Source organism: Corynebacterium nasorum, from assembly GCF_022345765.1.
Classification (GTDB): domain Bacteria; phylum Actinomycetota; class Actinomycetes; order Mycobacteriales; family Mycobacteriaceae; genus Corynebacterium; species Corynebacterium kefirresidentii.
The window spans coordinates 1-3,362 of record NZ_JAKRDR010000033.1 but is presented as its reverse complement, the minus strand read 5'-3'; the positions used below and the strand labels follow the sequence as shown (position 1 = coordinate 3,362).

General features: G+C 53.2%; 2 rRNA genes. Both read right to left on the bottom strand.

The window, feature by feature from the left end:
* Positions 1-12: 12 nt before the first annotated feature.
* A 5S ribosomal RNA gene (gene rrf, locus MHK04_RS12065) occupies positions 13-130 on the bottom strand.
* A 130-nt stretch (positions 131-260) separates the two neighbouring features.
* A 23S ribosomal RNA gene (locus MHK04_RS12060) occupies positions 261-3,328 on the bottom strand.
* Positions 3,329-3,362: the final 34 nt, after the last annotated feature.

The window sequence follows — 3,362 nt, the reverse complement described above, 5'->3', positions numbered from 1 at the left end:
TTTGTTGTTTGGTGTCGGCGGTGACTTACTCTCCCACAACCTCCCGGTTGCAGTACCATCAGCGTGTGCAGGCTTAGCTTCCGGGTTCGGAATGGGACCGGGCGTTTCCCTGCAGCTATTGACCACCGACAAACCTTCAGAACATTGTTTCCCTCTTCATGGGTGTTTGGGTGTTGTGTCAGATACTGCATAGTGGACGCGGTCACGACAGTGACTGTTTCTTGTTTTTGTTGCTTTTTGCCAGCACACATAGTGTGTGTTGGTGTTTGTTGTGGTCAATTAGTACCAGTAGCCTTCACACCTTACAGTGCGTCCAGGTCTGGCCTATCTACCCTATCGTCTTTAGGGGACCTTAACGAAACCTCATCTTAAAACAGGCTTCCCGCTTAGATGCTTTCAGCGGTTATCCCTTCCGCACGTAGCCAACCAGCGATACCCCTGGCGGGATAACTGGCACACTAGAGGTACGTCCGTCCCGGTCCTCTCGTACTAGGGACAGCTTTCTTCAAGTTTCAACGCGCGCGGCGGATAGAGACCGAACTGTCTCACGACGTTCTGAACCCAGCTCGCGTGCCGCTTTAATGGGCGAACAGCCCAACCCTTGGGACCTACTCCAGCCCCAGGATGCGACGAGCCGACATCGAGGTGCCAAACCATCCCGTCGATATGGACTCTTGGGGAAGATCAGCCTGTTATCCCCGGGGTACCTTTTATCCGTTGAGCGACACCACATCCACAAGTAGGTGCCGGATCACTAGTCCCGACTTTCGTCCCTGCTCGACATGTCTGTCTCACAGTCAAGCTCCCTTGTGCACTTACACTCACCACCTGATTGCCAACCAGGCTGAGGGAACCTTTGGGCGCCTCCGTTACATTTTGGGAGGCAACCGCCCCAGTTAAACTACCCACCAGGCACTGTCCCCAACCCAGATCATGGGCCAAGGTTAGATGCTCAATCCGATCAGAGTGGTATTTCAACAACGACTCCACCACCACTAGCGTGATAGCTTCCAAGTCTCCCACCTATCCTACACAAACCGAACCAAACACCAATACCAAGCTATAGTGAAGGTCCCGGGGTCTTTTCGTCCTGCCGCGCGTAACGAGCATCTTTACTCGTAGTGCAATTTCACCGGGCCTGTGGTTGAGACAGCAGAGAAGTCGTTACGCCATTCGTGCAGGTCGGAACTTACCCGACAAGGAATTTCGCTACCTTAGGATGGTTATAGTTACCACCGCCGTTTACTGGGGCTTAAATTCTCAGCTTCGCCAACAAAGTTGACTAACCGGTCCTCTTAACCTTCCAGCACCGGGCAGGCGTCAGTCCATATACATCAACTTAACGTCTTCGCATGGACCTGTGTTTTTGATAAACAGTCGCTTCCCTCTATTCTCTGCGACCCCACAACGCTTCCAGCCGCACGGACCTTCACGTCGTAGGGCCCCCCTTCTCCCGAAGTTACGGGGGCATTTTGCCGAATTCCTTAACCACAGTTCACCCGAACGCCTTAGTATTTTCAACCTGACCACCTGTGTCGGTTTAGGGTACGGGCCATACACACACATCGCTAGAGGCTTTTCTCGACAGTACAGGATCACCACCATCAACCCCAATGGGTCTACGCATCACGCCTCAACCAAAAGTGCGGCGGATTTACCTACCACACGGTCTGCACGCTTACACCACCAATCCAATAAGTGGCGTGGCTACCTCACTGCGTCACCCCATCACTTGAACCACACATCAGGCCCCACGACATCAACACCACCAGACTTCAAAGAAGACCAGCAATGCATCCGCGGTGGTTAGTATCAGTGCTTTATCATGGGCGCGCATGTACGGGTACCAGAATATCAACTGGTTATCCATCGACTACGCCTGTCGGCCTCGCCTTAGGTCCCGACTCACCCTGGGAAGACGAACTTGACCCAGGAACCCTTAGTCATCCGGCGGATAGGATTCTCACCTATCAATTCGTTACTCATGCCTGCATTCTCACTCGCACACAGTCCACGCCTCCTTGCGGTAACGCTTCAACCCATGCACGACGCTCCCCTACCCAACAAAAAATTGTTGCCGCGGCTTCGGCGGTGTACTTGAGCCCCACTACATTGTCGGCGCAGAACCACTCGACCAGTGAGCTATTACGCACTCTTTCAAGGATGGCTGCTTCTAAGCCAACCTCCTGGCTGTCTTCGCGATCCCACATCCTTTTCCACTTAGTACACCCTTAGGGGCCTTAACCGGCGATCTGGGCTGTTTCCCTCTCGACTATGAAGCTTATCCCCCACAGTCTCACTGCCGTACAACACAATTAGTGGCATTCGGAGTTTGGCTGACATTGCTAAGATTGTAGTCCCGCTCAACCAACCAGTCGCTCTACCTCCACCAAGCTATAATACGACGCTGCACCTAAATGCATTTCGGGGAGAACCAGCTATCACGGAGTTTGATTGGCCTTTCACCCCTACCCACAGCTCATCCCCGCAGTTTTCAACCTACGTGGGTTCGCGCCTCCACAACCTCTTACAGCTGCTTCACACTGGCCATGGGTAGATCACCCCGCTTCGGGTCCAGGACATGCCACTTGACACCCCATTAGGATTCGGTTTCCCTACGGCTACCCCACACGGGTTAACCTCGCGACATGCCGCTGACTCGCAGGCTCATTCTTCAAAAGGCACGCCATCACACACAAAAAGGTGCTCTGACGGATTGTAAGCACATGGTTTCAGGAACTATTTCACTCCCCTCCCGGGGTACTTTTCACCATTCCCTCACGGTACTCATACACTATCGGTCACACTGAGTATTTAGGCTTACCGGGTGGTCCCGGCAGATTCACAGCAGATTCCACGAGCCCGCTGCTACTCGGGCAACCCAACAACCCACACATCATCATCTTCAGCTACAGGACTCTCACCTACTCCGGCAGGCCATTCCAAACCACTTCACCTAACAACAATGCGCAAGCACGATGATGGTAGTCACCGCACATCAGGGCCCACAACACCGCACACACAACCCCTACCAGGTATCACATGCACACGGTTTAGCCTCATCCACGTTCGTTCGCCACTACTAGCAGAATCATTATTATTTTCTTCTCCTACGGGTACTGAGATGTTTCACTTCCCCGCGTAAACCCCCACAACAGCTATGAATTCACTGAAGGGTAACCCCACATAACCAGGGCCAGGTTTCCCCATTCGGACATCCTCGGATCAACGCTTAATTGACAACTCCCCGAGGCTTAACGCAGCCTTTCACGTCCTTCATCGGCTCAGCATGCCAAGGCATCCACCATGCGCCCTTAATAACGAACACACAAACCACCACACACAAAAAGCGCGGGCGGCCA